We start from the raw sequence: 16,393 nt of genomic DNA on the forward strand, positions 1-16,393 counted from the left end.
AGAAAAAGTCGTTCCTCTTCTCCTATTACCTGAATCCCGAGAAAACCCGACCGGCCGCGCTCAGTCCTGCCTGCGCATCGCGAAGAAGCCGCCCGCCACCAGGATGAACGCGCCGATGATCACCTTCTGCCAGGTGCTCGGCACACCGGCCATGATCAGCACGTTGTTGATCAGCGTGACCAGCACCACGCCAAGCAGCGTGCCGCCCACCGTGCCGCTGCCGCCAGTGATGCGCGCGCCGCCCAGGATCACCGCGGCGATCACGTCCAGCTCGTTGCCCACCAAGTCGAAGGGGTTCGCCAGCCGCGTGCTCGACACGTGCACGATGCCCGCCAGCCCCGACAGGAAGCCCGCGTACGCGAACACGAAGACATGCACCGTGCGCAGGTTGTAGCCGAGCCGCTCCGCGATGGGGAGGCTGCCGCCGATGGCGTACACCGCGCGCCCGATCAGCGTGCGGTTCAGCAGCCACCATGTCAGCACCGCCGCGAAGGCGAGCACCAGCACGGTCGCCGGCAGCACCGCGTGCAGGCCCTGCGGCGTGTCGAAGCGCCAGAGCGCCAGCTTGCCGAAGGCGTCCATGGGCACCGGCACGTTCATGAAGAACACAGTGCCCACGAAGGTCAGAAGAATGCCCCGGTACAGGTACTGCGTGCCGATGGTCACGATCAGCGAAGGCGCCTTGAGCCAGTGCACCAGCAGCCCGTTGAGCACCCCCAGCACCGCGCCGCTCGCGGCACCGGCTATCAGCAGCAGCGCGATGGGCGCTTCCGGAAAGTAGTTCAGCACCAGCTTGGTGATGCTGTACATGGTGAGCGCGGCAATGGCTGCGAACGACACGTCGATGCCGCCGGCCGCCAGCACGATCAGCACGCCCAGCGCGAACAGGCCCAGCACCGTGCAGGCGCGCACGATGTCGAACAGCACGGGCAGCTGGAAGAAGCTCGGGTTGATGGCGCCGACCGCCAGGCTCGCCAGCACGATCAGCGCCAGCGTGAAGACCGAGGGGCGCTGCGCGAGCCAGCCGCGCAGGGAGACCCGCGCCTGCGGCGCGGGCGTGGCCGGCGCGGAATGCGCTTGCATGGTGGAAGCCGTCATGGGAATGCGGGAGAAGGTGTGTCTGAAACCAGCGCGTGATAGAGATCGCTCTCGGCGAGCCCCGGCGCGTCGAAGTCGTTGGCGATGCGGCCCTTGCGCATCAGCAGGATGCGGTCGCAGTTCTGCAGCAGTTCCTGCAGGTCGTCGCTCACCAGGATCACGCCCAGCCCCTGCTCGGCCAGCCGCTGCACGATGCGGTAGATGGTGTCCTTGGAGCCCACGTCCACGCCCACGGTGGGGCCGTGCAGTATCAGCACGCGCGGCCCGATGGCCAGCCAGCGCCCGATGAGCACGCGCTGCTGGTTGCCGCCCGACAGCGACTGCACCGGCCGGTCCACGTCGGGCGTGGCGATCTGCAGATCGGCCACGGTGCGCTCGGCCAGCGCCTGGCACTGCCGCGCGTCGAGCGCGCCGAAGCGCCCGCGCAGGCGGTCGAGCACCGCGGTGACGATGTTGTCGCGAATCGGCTTGTCGAGGAACAGGCCCTCGCTCAGGCGGTCTTCGGGCACGTAGCCGATGCCCTGGCGGATGCCGTCGGTGGGCGTCTTCAGTGTGATCTCGCGTGCGTCGAGCAGCACGCGCCCGCGGTCGGCGGCCTGGACGCCCGCCAGCGCCAGCGCCAGTTCGTTGCGGCCGGAGTCGAGCAGCCCGGTCACGCCGAGGATCTCTCCCTTGCGCAGCGTGAAGCTCACGTCGCTGAACAGCGCGCCGCGGCCCAGTGACTCCACCTTCAGCAGCGCCTCGCCGCCGTGCGAACCGTGGCGGTAGCGTTCGCCGTCGAGGTGCTTGCCGGTCATCCAGTGTGCGAGCTCGGCCTTGGTGAAGTCGCGGATCGGGCCCTGCGCCACCTTCGTGCCGTCGCGGAAAACGATGGCCTGGCCGCCCATGGCGATGCACTCGTCGAGCTTGTGGCTCACGAACAGCACGGCCACGCCCTGCTCGCGCAGCGCCTCCACCACGTGCACGAGGTTGTCCACTTCCTTCTGCGTGAGCGAGGTGGTGGGTTCGTCCATGATGACCATGCGCGCGCGCGTGGCCACGGCACGCGCGATGGCCACGAGCTGCCGCGTGGCAATGGGCATTTCGTCGACGCGCCGCGCGAGGAACGCCGCGTCGGTCGGCAGCTTCACCGCCTGCAGCGCACGCGCGGCCGTGGCCGCCAGCGCCTTGCGGTCGAAGCGCCGCGCCAGCCTGCCGCCGGTGGCGACAAGCTGCTCGCTGAGCGCGACGTTCTCGGCCACGCTCATGTTCGGCAGCAGCGACAGGTCCTGGTAGACCGTCTCGATGCCCAGCGCGAGCGCCTGCAGCGGCGACAGCGATTCGTACGGCTTGCCGTCGATCACGATGCGGCCCTGGCTCGGCGGCTGCGCGCCCGAGATGATCTTGATCAGCGTGCTCTTGCCGCAGCCGTTCTCGCCGAGCAGGTGGTAGATCTCGCCGGCCTCGATGGTCAGGTCGATGCCGCGCAGCGCGTGCACGCCCGCGAAGCGCTTGTGCACGTCCTGCACCTCGAGAAAGACGCGGCGCCCCGCCGGCGCGGCCGGGGCGTGGGTAGAGAGCGCTTCAAGGGTCATGGCTCGCAGGCTCAGAAGGCGTATTTCTTGTAGTTCTGCTTGTCGACTTCGACCCAGGCCTGGCCCGTGACGACGATGCCGACGCCCGGCCCCTTCTTCACCGAGACCTTGTTGTAGCCCGGCACACCCATGTCGGTGCCCTCGGTGATGGTCTTGCCGTCGAGCAGCATCTTGGCCGCCTTGTTCATGACGATGCCGGCGTCCTTCGGGTCCCAGAAGGCGATGCCGCCGACCGCGCCCGACTCCAGGAACTTGGCCGCCTCGCTCGGCAGCCCGGTGCCGAAGACGCAGACCTTGCCTTGCAGGCCGGCCTCTTCCACCGCCCGGCCGATGCCCAGCACGTCCAGCGAGGACGAGCCCTGGAAGCCCTTCAGGTCCGGATGCTTGCGCAGCATTTCCTTGGCCTTGCCGTAGGCCTTCTCGGCGTCGTTGAGCGACTCGTTCTTGGCGTCGACCAGCTGCATCTTGGGGTACTTCTTCGCGTTAGCCGCGCCGCCGTCGGCCCATTGCACCTGCGACTGGCTGCCCAGCGAGCCGACCAGCGAGGTCCACTTGCCCTGCTGGCCCATGCAGGCGGCCAGGCGCTCGTTGATGCGCGCGCCGTAGGCCGTGTTGTCGAAGGCCTCGATGTCGACCATGGTGTTCTTCTGGTTGTCCGCCTCGTGCGTGACGACCTTGATGCCGCGCTCCATCGCGCGCTTGAGCACCGGCTCCAGCGTGGGCGGGTCCATCGACACGACCGCGATCGCGTCGACCTTCTTGGCCACCAGGTCTTCCACCAGGCGCTGCTGCTGCGCGGCGTCGGACTGGGCCGGGCCGATCTGGCGCGTGGCGACGCCCGGCGTGCTCGCGCCGAACTCCTTCACGCCCACTTCCATGCGGTTGAACCAGCTGATGCCGGTGATCTTCACCACGGTGACGATGTCCTGCGGCTTGCCCTGCGCATGCAGCGCCGACGCGAAAGCCACGGTGCCCAGTGCCAGCACGGTGCAGGCGATCTTGGTTTTCTTCAGCATGTTCGTATGTCTCCTAGCCCTCGGTGGTTCTCTGCGTCGCGCCAGGAGGGGGCTGATGCGGCGGTGCGCTGGTGCGCGAAACGGAAATGAAGCTGCGCAGGTCGCCCAGGCTCAGGCGCGCCGATGCCAGGAAGAACAGCAGCAGCAGGCCCCAGGCGCAGTCGCGGAAGAAGTTGGAAATGCCCAGCAGGTTGAAGGTGCTGGACAGCAGCTGCAGCGCCACGGCCGAGAAGAACAGGCACACCATGCGCCCGTAGCCGCCCTGCGGCCGCACGCCCGCCATCACCGTGATGAGGATGGCGATCAGCAGGTAGGAGTTGCCGTAGTCCGACTTCACGCTGGCCGTGCGGCCCGCGATGATCACGCCCGCCACCGCCGCCAGCACGCCGCACAGCGCGTACGTGGCTATCAGCATGCGGCCCTGCGGAATGCCCGCGTAGCGCGCCGCCTTGGCATTGGTGCCCAGCAGGAAGAGCCGGATGCCGAACGGGCTCTGCTTGAGCAGCCAGCCGATGGCCAGCAGCATCACCACGAAGATCGCGAACGGAATCGGCACGCCCAGCACCGTCTCGTTGCCGATGGCCGACAGCGGATCGGCATTGCCCACGCGCAGGCTGGAGCCTCCGGTGAGCACCACGGCCAGGCCGGTGTAGACCAACTGCGTGCCCAGCGTGCAGAGAATGGGCGTGAGGCCGACGCGCGCGATCAGCACGCCGTTGAGCAGCCCGCCCGCCAGCCCCACCGCGATGGCAATGGCCGCGAACGCGCCGGTGTACAGCCACGGCGATGCATCGGGCTGCACCAGCATCGGTGCCAGCGTGGCAGCCACCACGCCCGAGAGATTGGCCAGCGCCACGCCGGAGAGGTCGATGCCGCCGTTGCCTGAGATCATCGACAGCGCGACGCCCATGGCAAGCAGGCCGAGTTCGGGCAGTTGGCCGCCCATCGACTGGAAGTTGTAGACGTCGAGGAAGTCGCCCTTCGAAAGCACGGTGGCGACCACGAGGATCGCGACGTTGATGCCGACCAGGAAGTTGAGCTCGCGGTCCGAGAACCTGAATTTCACGAAAGACTCCTTTGCGGTTCGCGGTTCAGGCTGCCGCCCGGCCCAGCAGCGCGTCGACCTCGGCGCGCGTGGGCATCGACGGCGCGGTGCCCGCGCGCGTGACCGAAATGGCCGCCACGGCGGAGCCGAAACGCGCGGCTTCCAGCGGCGAGGCGCCTTCGGCCAGCGCGGCCGCGAAGCCGCCGTTGAAGGCGTCGCCCGCGCCGGCCGTTTCCTTCACCGCGCCGGCGTTGAACACGGGCAGGTGCACCGACTGGTTCGCGCTGTGCAGCAGCGCGCCCTTGTCTCCGAGCGTGATGAGCGCGCAGCCCACGCCCTTGGAAAGAAAGAAATCGCCAGCGCGGCGCGCGTCCTCGACGGTCTCGACGGCAATGCCGCTGAGCGCGGCGGCTTCGTGCTCGTTCGGCGTGATGTAGTCGCACAGCGGGTACACGGCATCGTCGAAGGGCAACGCGGGCGCGGGGTTGAACACCGTGACCGTGCCTGCCGCATGCGCGAGTTCCAGGCCGCGCTGCGCGGCGCCGGCGGGCTGCTCCAGTTGCGTGACGAACACGCGGGCGCCGCGGATGGCATCGGCGGCGGCATCCACGTCGGCGGTGTCGATGAGCGCCGCCGCGCCGGGCACCACGATGATGGCGTTGGCGCCCGTGACCTCGTGCACGTAGATGAAGGCCGCGCCGGTCGGCTGCGTCGTCACCTGCGGCACGCGCGGCGTGATGCCTTCCTGCGCCCACAGTGCGAGCGCGTTGGCGCCGAAGGAGTCCTGTCCGAGCTTGGAGATGAAGGTCACCTGCGCGCCTGCGCGTGCGGCCGCCACTGACTGGTTCGAGCCCTTGCCGCCGGGGCCCATGGCAAAGCCGGAGCCGGCGATGGTCTGGCCGACGCCCGGAAGATCGGCCGCGCGAAAGGCGAGGTCGGCCACGAAGATGCCGAGCACGGCCACGCCGTGCTGCTGCGAGGAAAAGGCGGTCATCGCGATTCAGGCCTCGGGGGCGAGCACGCCCTTCTTGAACACGAAGCAGCCGTAGAAGCGGCGCTCGCCGGTGGCGATCACGCAGTACGCGCGGCGCGCGGCCTCGTAGAAGGCGAAGCGCTCGATGGAGCCCATCGGCCGTGGGCGCCCTTCGGCCGCGTCGATCTCGCGCTGCATTTCAAGTTGCACCGGCGGGATCTCGTAGGGCTGGCCCATGATTTCCATGCGCCGCGCCGGGTCGTCCACCGCGTTGTCCAGCGGCAGCACCGAAAGAATGGCGCGCGCCGCTTCGGTGGTGCCCACGCCGTCGATGCGCAGCAGCCGGCCCAGCGTGGTCTGGCGTGCGACCGAGTCGGCCGGGAAGTTGGCGTCGCACAGCACCAGTTCGTCGCCATGGCCCATGGCGCGCAGGGCGTAGAGCACGTCGGCGTTGAGCAGCGGATGTATGGACTTCAGCATGCGGTCTGTCTCCTCGAATTGGAACGGCTGTCGCGGTTGCGATCTTAAGTAAAGAAAACGTTTGCGCAAACGTTTGCTATTTGGGGATTTCCCTTGGTTCGTGTGACGGGCACGACGGCCGCCCGCTCATTCGCCATAGGGAATCCAGATGTTCTTGACCTGCGTGGCGTGCCGCAGGAATGCAGGGCCCTCGGCCGAGGCCGGGTCGTGCCAGTCGGTGGCAAGGCCGTGGTCGGCCAGCGTGCGCTTGAGGTTGCCGACCGACAGCAGCTCGGCATCGCGCGACAGTTCCTTCGCACCGAAGACCCACAGCGCATCCACATCGTCGTGCTCGGCCAGCGTGCGCGCGAGGCTCGCGGCCGGACCGGTCACGAGGTTGACGACGCCGCCCGGCAGGTCGGAGGTCTCCAGCACCTGATAGAAGTCGGTGGCGACCAGCGCGTGTTTCTCGCCGGGCACGATCACCGTGCGGTTGCCCATGGCCATGAGGGGCGCGAGCAGGCTCACGAAAGACAGCAGCGGCGCCTCGTCGGGGCACACCACCCCCACCACGCCGATCGCCTCGACCGTGGCCAGCGCCACGCCGCGCAGCGGCGGCACATGCACCGCGCCCTCGTACTTGTCGGCCCAGGCGCCGTAGGCGAACAGGCGGCCCACCGATGCGTCGACCTCGGCCTGCGCGGCTTGCGCGCCAACACCGGTCAGGCTCGCGATGCGCGCGGCAAACTCGCCGGCGCGGGCCGAGAGGTTTTCCGCGAGGTAATAAAGCGCCTGCGCGCGGCGATGCGGCGTCGCGCTCGACCAGCTCGCCGCGGCGCGCGCAGCGGCCACCGCGTTGCGGATGTCCTTGCGGTTGCCCACCCCCACTTCGCCGGCACGCTCTCCGCCGGCCGCGAAGACCGGGCGCGACAGCTCGCCGTCGGGCCGCACCTGCTTGCCGCCGATGAAGAGCTTGGCGGTGCGGTCGATGGCGGGCAGCGCGGGCGAAGAACCGTTCCCGGTCTTCGCGGCGGCTTCGTTCGCTGCCACCGCAGCGGCCACATCTGCCAGGCGCGGCTTGCGCTGCGCCCAGGCACGCGGCTTCAGGTATTCGTAGCAGCCTTCTCTTCCGCCCTCGCGCCCGTAGCCCGATTCGCGGTAGCCGCCGAAGCCCACGCCCGCGTCGAACAGGTTGGTCGCGTTGACCCAGACCACGCCTGCCTGCAGCTGCGGCGCGATACCCAGCGCGAGGCCGATGGTCTCGCTCCATACGCTGGCGGCGAGGCCGTAGCGGGTGTTGTTGGCGAGCGCGACGGCTTCGTCGGGCGTGCGGAAAGTCATCGTCACCATCACGGGCCCGAAGATCTCCTCGGTCGCCACGGTGGATGCCGGTTGCACGCCCGTCAGCAGCGTCGGCGCAAAGAAGCTGCCGCCCGGCGGCAACTCGCCCGGCGCCTGGTAGCAGGTCGCGCCCTCGCGCACGCCGGCGGCCACCAGCGAGCGCACGCGTTCGAGCTGCGTGGGGTCGATCAGGCTGCCCATGTCGATCGCCTTGTCCAGCGGCAGGCCCACGCGCAGGGTCTGCATGCGGCGCTTCAGGCGCGCGATGAAGTCGTCCGCGATGCCTTCCTGCAGCAACAGCCGCGAACCGGCGCAGCACACCTGGCCCTGGTTGAACCAGATGGCGTCGACCACACCTTCGACGGCGGCGTCGATGTCCGCGTCGTCGAACACGATGAAGGGCGACTTGCCGCCCAGCTCCAGCGTGAGCGACTTGCCCGTGCCCGCCGTGGCGGCGCGGATCAGCCGCCCTACTTCCGTCGAGCCGGTGAAGGCGATCTTGTCCACGCCCTCGTGCGCGACCAGCGCAGCGCCCGTGGCGCCGTCGCCCGTCACCACGTTGAGCACGCCGCCCGGCAGGCCCGCCTGCGCCGCCAGTTCAGCGAAGAGCAAGGCGCTCAGCGGCGTGAGCTCCGCCGGCTTCAGCACCACGGTGTTGCCCAGCGCCAGCGCGGGAGCGATCTTCCACGCGAGCATCAGCAGCGGGAAGTTCCACGGAATGATCTGGCCGACCACGCCCAGCGGCACCTGGTCGGCGAACTCGCGCTCCTGCAGCTGCGCCCAGCCGGCGTGGTGATAGAAGTGGCGCGCGGCCAGCGGCACGTCGAGATCGCGCGTTTCGCGGATCGGCTTGCCGTTGTCCAGCGCCTCGACCACCGCGAGCAGGCGCGCATGGCGCTGCACCATGCGCGCCAGGGCGTACAGGTGCCGTGCGCGGCCATGGCCGCCGAGCGCAAGCCAGCCGGGCTGCGCGGCGCGCGCCGCCGCCACCGCGGCGTCCACATCCTTCGCGCAGCCCTGCGCAACGCGCGCCAGCCGCTGGCCGGTGGCCGGCTCGGCGGTGTCGAAATGCACGCCGCCGGAAGCGGGCGTGAAGCGCCCGTCGATGAAGTGGCCGAAGCCTTCGGCATGGCGCGCGAGCCATTCGCGTGCGTCGGTGTCGCTCTCGGGCGCGGGGCCGTAGTCCATGGTGTCGAAATAGCGCGCGACGCTGCTGCCGGCGGCGGAGTTGTTGTTGCTGCTGCTCATCGGGCTCATCCGATCGGGTGGCGGTTGTAGGCCGAGTAGCGGCCGGTGATGTGGTGCTCCAGCTGGCGCTCGATGTCGGCCAGCAGCGTGGAAGCGCCGATGCGGAACAGATCGGGCTCGAGCCAGTCGCGGCCCAGCTCTTCCTTCATGAGCACCTGGTAGTCGAGCGCGGTCTTGGCGGTGGAGACGCCGCCCGCCGGCTTGTAGCCCACGCGCAGGCCGGTGCGGGCCTCGTATTGGCGGATCATCCGCAGCATCGCGAGCGTGACCAGCGGCGTGGCGTTGACGCCCTCCTTGCCGGTGGAGGTCTTGATGAAGTCGGCGCCGGCCATCATGCAGACCATCGAGGCCTTGGCGACGTTGCGCAGCGTCTTGAGCTCGCCCGTCGCGAGGATCGCCTTCACGTGCGCCGCGCCCGCCGCGCGGCGGAAATCGAGCATCTCGTCGTAGAGCTTCTTCCACTGGCCGGTGAGCACGTGCTCGCGGGTGATGACGATGTCGATCTCCGAGGCGCCGTCGCGCACCGAGGCTTCGATTTCCTTGAGCTTGAGCTCGTGCGGAATCAGGCCCGCCGGAAAGCCCGTGGACACCGCCGCCACCGGAATGCCCGTGCCCGCCAGCGCCTCGACCGCGGTCGAGACGAAGCGGTGGTACACGCACACCGCCCCGGTGTGCAGCTTGCGGTCGGCGAAGCCGAGGGCGGCCAGCAGGTCCGGGCGCACCGGCATCGCGGCCTTGGCGCACAGCCGCTTCACGCGCTCGGCGGAATCGTCGCCGCTGAGCGTGGTCAGGTCGATGCAGGTGATCGCCTTGAGCAGCCAGCCGGCCTGCGCGTCCTTCTTGACCGAGCGGCGTCCGGGCAGCGTGGCCACGCGGCGCTCCGCAGCCGAGAGGTTGAAGCGGATGCCTTCGATCCAGCCCGCGTCGAACGGCTGGGCGGTGTTGCGGGCAGCGGCGGCATGCGCCTGCGCGGGTGCCGCCGGCGAGGCCGGGGCATCCGCATTGGCAGAAGCCGGCGGCGCCGGGCGCGAGCGCACCGCGCCGCTGGGGCGAACGAGGGAAGTGGAGGTCATGGATGGGCGGGCGCGGTCAGGCGCATGGGCCGCGGCTGCGGCGGGCAGGCAATGGGCATGTCTTTTGTCTCCGGGCTGCGCCGCGTGGCTGCTCAGCCTTGATGCTGTTCGTGTTGGCCTAAATGTTATTACAACAACATTTATCAGCGCAATATGTTTTTCAAGAAACATTAATCCAGCGTGCCATGACCGATACTCCGCCACGTGGATCTGAGAAAACCGAACATGCGAAGAACAGCCGGAGCCGAAGCCCGGGCCATGCGCCTGGCCAGGATGCAGGAACTCGTCGAGGCCGGCGGCCCGCTGCCGATCAAGCAGGCGGCGCTGCAGCTCGACGTGACGGAAATGACCATCCGCCGCGACCTGTCGTCGGCCGAATCGCCCCTCTCCGCCCTCGGGGGCTACGTGCTGGCCACCACGCTGCCCGGTGCCGAGCGCTACTCGCTCGACGAGGCCAGCGACCAGCACGCGGCCAACAAGCGCCTGGCCTGCGAACACGCCGCCAGGCTGGTGCAGCCGCACGACAGCCTGTTCATCGACTGCGGCACCACCATGGTCCATTTCGCCGAGGCGCTGCCACCCGAGATGCCGCTGAGCGTGGCGTGTTACTCCACGAACATTGCGCAGGTGCTGAGCCGCCGTCCGAACACGCAGCTGATGCTGATGGGCGGGCTCTACCACGCCTCTTCGGCCACCTTCTTCTCCGACGAGGGCCTGCAGTACCTCGCCAGGCTGGGCGTGAGCAAGGCCTTCATCTCGGCGGGCGGCATCGACCTGAAACGCGGCGCGAGCTGCTCCAACTTCCACGAAGTGCCAGTGAAGCAGGCGGCCATCCGCTGCGCGTCGCAGAGCTTCCTGGTGGTGGACGAAAGCAAGCTCGGCACGCTGCGCCCGGCGTTCTTCAGTCCGCTCGATGCCTTCGCGCGCATCGTGGTGGGCGGCTCGCCCGACGCTTCGCTGAAGAAGCAGTTCAAGGACCTGCCGCTGGAATTCGCGCGCGCCCGCGACGCATAGCTTCGGCGCCGGCGGCGGCCGCGGCACGGCACCGGCCGGACACATCGATCAGTGAGAATCGCTGCGACGCCACTACCTGCGATCCCGCGATGAATGCCGGCACCGTTTCACTCGACGAGCACTGCCTCAAGATCCTCTCCGCGCTGCAGCACGACGGGCGACAGACCGTGCAGCAGATTTCCGAGACCATCGGGCTGTCGCCCACGCCTTGCTGGAAGCGCATCAAGGACATGGAGGCGGCCGGCGTCATTCGCGGCTACACCACGCTGGTCGACCCCGAGCAGGTCGGCCTGCACGTGTCGGCCGTGGCCGAGGTCAACCTCGACCGCCACAGCGAGGCGATGGTGCAGCGCTTCGAAGAAGCCGTGGCGGCGAGCCCGCAGATCATCCGCTGCGTGTCGGCCACCGGCCCGGCGGACTACATCCTCAACGTGACCGTGCCCGACATGAAGCACTACGAGCGCTTCCTGCACGAGGTGCTGTTCAGCCTGCCGGGCGTGACGCATGTGCGCTCGAGCATCGTGCTGCGCGAGATCAAGTCGGAAACGGCGCTGCCGCTCGACCACCTGCTGCCGGGCACCCCCGGCAAGCCGCGCGCCACGGGGTCGCGCAGAAGCTAGACGCCGCTCAAGGGTATCGGCACGGCGTGCCGGGGGCCGTGTGGAGAATGGCCGCATCCTCCGCCCCGACCGCGCCTCGACCATGCCCCTGCCCAAGCCCCTCCTGCTGCAACGCGCCTATCTCCTGCTCATCGCCGTGCTGGTGTTCGCCGGCTGCTGGGTCGCGCCCATCGACGCGCCCGCGCGAGCCCAGGTCAACGACGGACTGAAGCGCGCGCTGACCACCTTTGCCGCGGCACGCGCGCTGGGCGCGGTGGTGTCGGTGGCGCAGGGCACGCAGGTCGACGCCACGCCGGGCGGCGTGGGCGTGAGCTTCGCGCCGGGGCAGGCGCTGAAGCCGCTGAACGAACTCATCGAGCAATTCGCGGCGGTGATGCTGGCGGCCAGCGTGTCGTTCGGCATTCAGCTGGTGCTGCTGAGCATCGGCGCGCACCACCTCATGTCTTACCTGGTCTGCGCGGTGGCGCTGGCCTGGATCGTGTGGCGCTGGCGGCGCGGCAGTTCGCCGCGCTGGCTGCAATCGGCGTTGATCGGCCTGCTGCTGGTGCGCTTCGCGGTGCCGCTGGCGGCCGTGGCCAACGAAGGCCTCTACCGCGTGTTCATGGCCAACGACTACCAGGCAGCGCTCTCGGGCATCGAGAAGTCGCCGACCGCCGTGGTCGATGCCACGCAGGAGGCCCCCGTGGCGCAGGAAGGCTGGCGCGACCGCGTCGAACGCTGGCTGCCGAAGCTGCCCAACCTCAAGGCGACGTACGACCAGATCCTGAAGTCGGCCTCCGACTGGGCGGAGCGCATCGTGAAGCTGATCGCCCTGTTCGTGCTGCAGACCATCGTGCTGCCGTTGGTGTTCCTGTTCGCGGCGTGGCGGCTTGCGCGGGCCGCGATACGCGAACCGCTACGCAAGTAGGCGCAGCCGCGACCGGCCGCCGCTGCAACGGAAGGCAGGCCTACTGCGCCACCGCGTGGCCGTAGCAGGCCTTCAGGGCCGTGTAGTCGTAGTAGTGGGCGGTGCCCGCCTTCTTCGCGCCGTCGCAGGCGGCCTTGAAGTCGGTTTCCTTCTCGTTGTAGAGCATCTTCACCAGCAGCTTGCCGCTGGCGTCGGCATACACGTCCCACTGCATGTTGGCCGCCATCGGCGACACGTACTCGCCGCGCCATGCGTTGCTGCCGTAGCTGAAGTTGGCGGCCTTGGGCACGCTCTGGTCCACGCCCTTCAGGCCCATGCGCACGGCAAACGGCATGAGGATTTCCGCGTGCGCGAAACGCAGCTTGGCGGCGTGCGAGCGGTCGCCGCGCGCGATGGCGTCGACCTCGTTGAACATGTCGTCCACCAGGATCTGCGACATGCGCGAAGTGATGTCGCCCTTCTCGGTCATGCCGGGGCCCTTGTCGTAGAAGTCGGAGCCGTCGTTGAGCGCGGCGAAGAACTTCGCCTGCGCGGCGGGCATGTAGGCGGCGAAGTCGACGCCGGCCTCGCTGCGCATGGCCGGCGCGATCACGTAGAGCTCGTACAGCAGCGAGCCGGCATCGCCCAGGGACTTGATCGTGGTCTTGCCGTCACCGCTCAGGCTGGACGAAAACTTGCCGTCGTCGCTCGCGAAAGTGCGGGTGCCTGTATTCGCGAAGCTGTAGCTGCCGTCGGCGATCTTGTCGACGAAGCTCTTGGCGAACAGGCGCTCCAGCAGCACCCGGCCGGCCGCCGCGGCCTCGGGTGTGACGGTGAGGCCGCTCTGCTTGGCGGCCAGGTCGGCGTCGCCGGACTTGTAGGCCTGGTAGGCCTGGCTGTCCTGGTAGGTCGTGTAGAGCGGGTCCGCCGGCTTGGTCACCTGGTCGGTGGCCTTCACCAGCTTGTGGAAGTACAGCAGGAAGCGGTTGGTGCCGGCCGGCTGGCTCACCGCGGTGCCGGTGTCGGGGTAAGGCGCCGGTGCGGGCGGATAGGTGACGAGCGGCGCCAGCGCCGGCTGCGCCGCCTTGAGCGACTGCACGAAGAAGTTGCCGCTGTCGACCGCGCGGTCGACGCCGGAAGTGACGGTCACGATCTGCCGGGGCGCCGAGCCGGCGCTGTCGCCGACCTGCTTCCAGTAGGCCGGCAGCCGCTGCACCAGCCGCGCCGCCAACTGCGTGTGCTCGTTGATGCCGACCTGCGTCTCGTTGCCGTAGCCAGGCGTGCTGATGCCCGCCACGCCGTAGCCCAGCAGGAAGTTGGCCTTCATGATCTTCAGCACGTCGGGCCCGAGCTTCTGCCCGAGCGGCGTGAGCGCACCATCGTCCCGTGCCTTCTCCCACATGTTGTAGACGGCCAGGTCGTACTTGAGGCTGGACAGTCCGCGCGAGCCGTGGCGCGCGATCATCTCGGTGTAGACCGGCGCAAAGCCCGCGGGCGGCGCCTCGTAGGTGCTCACGTCCTGCTGCGGACGGTACGGGGCCTTGGTCTGGTAGTAGCGGTCGGTCAGGGCCGCGGCGGTCAGCACGGCCTTGACGTCGTCGCCGGCGGCGGCCGACGCAAGCGCATCGCGGATGCGCTGCAGCCCCTCGTCGGACGCGGCCTTGAGCGCGGCCTTGGTCACCGGATCGCTCTCGGTGTTGAAGTCGCCGAGCAGCTTGGCTGCCACCACGCCGACCGAGATGGCGACCTTGCTGCTGGCCGCCTTGAAGTCCAGGCCGCCGGCTTCCATTTCGGCGACCACGGCGGTCGACTGGTAGTCGACGACGCCCGGTGCCTCTTTCGGAGCGCGCAGCACGAGCCGCGAGGTCACGGGCTTCGAGGTGGAGGTGGCGGGGTCGAGTTCGGTGGCATCGGTGCCGATCTCGGCCACGATGCCTGCGCTTGCGCCAGCCAGCGTGAAGCCGCCCTGCTTGTCGGTGCGCGTGGAGGGTTCGTCGGCATCGCAGCGGCCGTTGGCGTTGATGTCGAGGCAGACCTTCGCGTTGACGAAATAGCTTCCCACGACCACACCGCTCACGTCCGACGAAGCGGCAGGTGCGGGCGCGGGCGTCGTGGCGGCCGGAGGCAGCGCGAAAGGAACGCCGCCGCCACCGCCGCCTCCACCGCCGCAAGAGGCCAGCAGCAGCGCAACAAGGCCGAGGGACGAAGACGGCAGGCCGGTCAAGGCACGGGGAAGGGGCAGGTTCGGCAACATGGAGGAAGGGCAGGAAACAAAAGTTTCGAATCCTTCCATCCATGCATGACGCGCCGATGACCCGTGGCGCAAACAGCAACAAGCCTAGGAAACGACCTGGTAATAGAGGTTCTGCGGATGCCTGGCCTGCGCGAAGAAGAACCAGCGCTCGGCCAGCAGGCCCGGCGCCTGCACGGCGACCGCCAGCAGCCACGGCAGCACCGACGCGCTCGCGATGCCCCATGCCGCCAGCAACGCGGGCAGCACGAAGGCCAGCAGCAGAAAACCGAGCTTCATGTTCCCGAGCGCCGCGAGCGACACGCCATGGAAGAACTCCCGCGTGTTGAACGACCCGGCAGACATGCCCATGGACTTCTGCACCAGCTTCTGCGCGCGGATGCCCGTGGCCGACTGCAAGGTCGACTTGTGGCGCAGGCGCGCGTTGCGCCGCAAGGCGCCGCCGCGCGCCGCCCAGGCGGCCAGCGTGGCGACGAGCGCCCATGGCCCGAATATCTGCACGAAGCGCGCCTCGCCGCTCAGGGTCGCCATCGCGCATGCAAGCACCAGCCCCGAAGACAGCCCGATCAGCGTGAAGTTGAGCACCGTCAGCGGGTGCGCCCATTCCTCGATGAAGCGCAGGCAGGCGTAGATCATCGCGGTGCAGTACCAGAGCAGCATCGCGCCGCACAGCACCAGCAGCGGCAACAGCCACGACCACGGCGCGCCGGCGCCCAGCCGCAGCGACAGCCACCACGACGCCACCAGCGCGATGAACACCGGCAGCACGATGACCTCGCGCGACATCCACGAAGTGCGCCACATCAGCACCGCCCGCCATGCGCGCGTCTTGCGGCCCAGGTGCATGAACGATGCGGCAAGGCCCGCCACCAGCAGCACCTCGGCCACGCCCAGCGCGATGCCCAGGAAGCCCGGCGCCAGTTCCAGGCCGAACAGCACCGCCAGCGCCAGCGCGAACACCAGTCCCTGCGCGGCGCCGGCCAGCGTGGTGAAGAAAAGAATCGAGAACGCGGGATGCATGCGGCTACTCCTTCGCGTCCGCCGGCTGCGTGATGTGCCGGGGCAGGTACTGGTTGGCCGGGCTGGTCTCCCACTCGGGCATCAGCTGGTAGCCGCCGCGCTCGCGGATGGCCTTCGACACTTCGGAGTCCGGGTCCTTCACGTCGCCGAAGATGCGCGCGCCTGTGGGGCATGCCTTCACGCAGGCCGGCTTGCGGTCTTCCTTGGGCAACTGCTCGTCGTAGATGCGGTCCACGCACAGCGTGCACTTGGTCATGACCTGGCGCTCCTCGTCGAGTTCGCGCGCGCCGTAGGGGCAGGCCCATGCGCAGTACTTGCAGCCGATGCACTTGTCGTAGTCGACCAGCACGATGCCGTCTTCCTTGCGCTTGTAGCTCGCGCCCGTGGGGCACACCGGAACGCACGGCGGGTCTTCGCAGTGCAGGCAGCTCTTGGGGAAGTGGATGGTCTCGGTGACGGGAAAGGCGCCGGCCTCGTAGGTCTGCACGCGGTTGAAGAAGGTGCCGGTGGGGTTGGCGGCATAGGGGCGTTCATCGGCCAGCGGGCCTGCGCTGCCGGAGGTGTTCCATTGCTTGCAGGAGGTGACGCAGGCGTGGCAGCCGACGCAGACGTTGAGGTCGATGACGAGGGCGAGTTGCTTGGCGAGGGTTTCGCCCTGCTCTGCGCGCTGGGTTGCATTGCTCCCTCCCCCTCTGGGGGAGGATCGGGGTGGGGGCACGCCGACCTTCGATGCAACAAGGCTTCCAGCTCCAACGCCGATGCCCCCACCCCCGCC

The 16,393-nt window shown here is 68.9% G+C and carries 14 protein-coding genes; 3 read left to right on the forward strand and 11 right to left on the reverse strand.

Going from position 1 to position 16,393, the window contains the following annotated elements; genetic code table 11:
* Nucleotides 1–60: 60 nt before the first annotated feature.
* The 8 genes from AC1RVW_RS23425 to deoC all read right to left on the reverse strand — a co-directional run bounded on the left by AC1RVW_RS23425 (nucleotide 61) and on the right by deoC (nucleotide 9,827).
* A complete protein-coding gene (locus AC1RVW_RS23425; protein WP_493202819.1) occupies nucleotides 61–1,098 on the reverse strand; it encodes an ABC transporter permease in 1,038 nt (345 codons plus the stop codon).
* Complete coding sequence (locus AC1RVW_RS23430; protein WP_493202821.1) at nucleotides 1,095–2,672, reverse strand: sugar ABC transporter ATP-binding protein; 1,578 nt, start codon at nucleotides 2,670–2,672, stop codon at nucleotides 1,095–1,097. The genes AC1RVW_RS23425 and AC1RVW_RS23430 overlap by 4 nt, the downstream gene beginning before the upstream one ends.
* A gap of 11 nt (nucleotides 2,673–2,683) precedes the next feature.
* Nucleotides 2,684–3,688: a substrate-binding domain-containing protein gene (locus tag AC1RVW_RS23435; RefSeq protein ID WP_081271245.1), complete on the reverse strand. Its 1,005-nt coding sequence runs from the start codon at nucleotides 3,686–3,688 to the stop codon at nucleotides 2,684–2,686.
* 13 nt (nucleotides 3,689–3,701) lie between these two features.
* Nucleotides 3,702–4,754 carry an ABC transporter permease gene (locus tag AC1RVW_RS23440; protein ID WP_493202823.1) on the reverse strand — a complete coding sequence of 351 codons (1,053 nt, stop codon included), beginning with the start codon at nucleotides 4,752–4,754 and terminating at the stop codon, nucleotides 3,702–3,704.
* A gap of 25 nt (nucleotides 4,755–4,779) precedes the next feature.
* Nucleotides 4,780–5,727, reverse strand: coding sequence for a ribokinase (locus AC1RVW_RS23445; protein WP_493202825.1), 948 nt, complete (start codon nucleotides 5,725–5,727; stop codon nucleotides 4,780–4,782).
* A 6-nt stretch (nucleotides 5,728–5,733) separates the two neighbouring features.
* On the reverse strand, nucleotides 5,734–6,186 hold the full coding sequence (locus tag AC1RVW_RS23450) for an RbsD/FucU family protein (protein WP_493202827.1): 453 nt from the start codon (nucleotides 6,184–6,186) through the stop codon (nucleotides 5,734–5,736).
* Between the two features lie 126 nt (nucleotides 6,187–6,312).
* Nucleotides 6,313–8,754 (reverse strand): aldehyde dehydrogenase family protein, encoded by a 2,442-nt coding sequence (locus tag AC1RVW_RS23455; RefSeq protein WP_493202829.1) that lies wholly within the window; start codon nucleotides 8,752–8,754, stop codon nucleotides 6,313–6,315.
* 5 nt (nucleotides 8,755–8,759) lie between these two features.
* Entirely contained in the window at nucleotides 8,760–9,827 is a 1,068-nt protein-coding gene (gene deoC, locus AC1RVW_RS23460) for a deoxyribose-phosphate aldolase (protein WP_493202831.1), read from the reverse strand.
* Between the two features lie 225 nt (nucleotides 9,828–10,052).
* Here deoC and AC1RVW_RS23465 point away from each other — a divergent pair, with 225 nt between their 5' ends.
* From AC1RVW_RS23465 to AC1RVW_RS23475, 3 genes are all read left to right on the forward strand, one after another.
* Nucleotides 10,053–10,841, forward strand: a complete 789-nt coding sequence (locus AC1RVW_RS23465; protein ID WP_493202832.1) for a DeoR/GlpR family DNA-binding transcription regulator — start codon at nucleotides 10,053–10,055, stop codon at nucleotides 10,839–10,841.
* An 89-nt stretch (nucleotides 10,842–10,930) separates the two neighbouring features.
* Nucleotides 10,931–11,461, forward strand: a complete 531-nt coding sequence (locus tag AC1RVW_RS23470; protein ID WP_106937202.1) for an Lrp/AsnC family transcriptional regulator — start codon at nucleotides 10,931–10,933, stop codon at nucleotides 11,459–11,461.
* 82 nt (nucleotides 11,462–11,543) lie between these two features.
* Nucleotides 11,544–12,368 (forward strand): hypothetical protein, encoded by an 825-nt coding sequence (locus AC1RVW_RS23475; RefSeq protein WP_493202835.1) that lies wholly within the window; start codon nucleotides 11,544–11,546, stop codon nucleotides 12,366–12,368.
* Between the two features lie 40 nt (nucleotides 12,369–12,408).
* On the opposite strand, the gene AC1RVW_RS23480 is transcribed toward AC1RVW_RS23475, so the two are convergent.
* The 3 genes from AC1RVW_RS23480 to AC1RVW_RS23490 form a co-directional block, all read right to left on the reverse strand.
* On the reverse strand, nucleotides 12,409–14,571 hold the full coding sequence (locus AC1RVW_RS23480; RefSeq protein WP_493202837.1) for a histidine phosphatase family protein: 2,163 nt from the start codon (nucleotides 14,569–14,571) through the stop codon (nucleotides 12,409–12,411).
* 114 nt (nucleotides 14,572–14,685) lie between these two features.
* Nucleotides 14,686–15,618, reverse strand: coding sequence for a dimethyl sulfoxide reductase anchor subunit family protein (locus AC1RVW_RS23485; RefSeq protein WP_493202839.1), 933 nt, complete (start codon nucleotides 15,616–15,618; stop codon nucleotides 14,686–14,688).
* Between the two features lie 4 nt (nucleotides 15,619–15,622).
* Complete coding sequence (locus tag AC1RVW_RS23490; protein ID WP_493202841.1) at nucleotides 15,623–16,336, reverse strand: 4Fe-4S dicluster domain-containing protein; 714 nt, start codon at nucleotides 16,334–16,336, stop codon at nucleotides 15,623–15,625.
* Nucleotides 16,337–16,393 lie beyond the last annotated feature (57 nt).

Source organism: Variovorax sp. MPBD4-3 (assembly GCF_058809745.1).